This is a genomic window from Bradyrhizobium sp. 61, from assembly GCF_023073075.1.
Taxonomy (GTDB): Bacteria; Pseudomonadota; Alphaproteobacteria; order Rhizobiales; family Xanthobacteraceae; genus Bradyrhizobium; species Bradyrhizobium barranii.
On sequence record NZ_JADPIU010000073.1, the window covers coordinates 1 to 711 of the forward strand.

The following is a 711-nucleotide window of genomic DNA, read 5'->3' on the forward strand; positions in this document are numbered from 1 at the left end:
GCCCGCCACGGTGACGGCAATCCAGCTCGCCCAGAACGGCACATCGACGCCATTCAAGGTGACGGACCACCCCATCACAATCCGGATCAACTGCAGAAGCGCGATCAGGGCAAAGATGGCGGCGGCAAGCGTGCAAAAGGTTCTTATGGTCATTGCCCGTCTCCGATGGCACACGAGGACGTGCTCGTCCCCAGCGCAGCCAAAATGGGGAGGGGCCGGCGCGGCGGCCACTCCCCTTGTGCAAGGAAGCGGCTTAACAGAGCCATTCTCGATGTGTTGCACAATCGCCGTTTCGCGACGCCGCGAGTCGGGATCACTTCCGCCTTTGTGCAGAGGCTGGAGACATGCCGGCTCATCTGCTCATCAGGGATCAACGGAAGTGGCCGGCCTGGGCTCAAAACGGCGCATTTGATCCCTCTCGGACATCCAGTGGCTGAGTGCGGGCGGATGTCGCGCTGAACCGTCAGCCGTTGAAACGGATTAACCGAGCAGCCTCCTTCACCCGCAATTCGACAACATCTTTTGGAGTATCGCCTCGACCGACTGCGGCGAAATCCCAAGTTCAGCAAATCCAGGCAACTCCGGCGATGACACGGTGTCGATTTGCATCAGTTCCACTTGATTGCGCGTGAGGAGCGGGCTTGGGAACATTTCGGAGACCCACGCAAGTGCATTCCAGGCGGCAAACGGGATTGGAACCAGTCGGGGCAC

At 60.1% G+C, this 711-nt stretch carries 1 pseudogene; it reads right to left on the minus strand.

Features of this window, described 5'->3' with window-relative positions:
• Positions 1 to 498: 498 nt before the first annotated feature.
• Positions 499 to 711 (minus strand): annotated as a pseudogene (locus IVB46_RS27810) (complex I NDUFA9 subunit family protein); the annotation flags it as partial.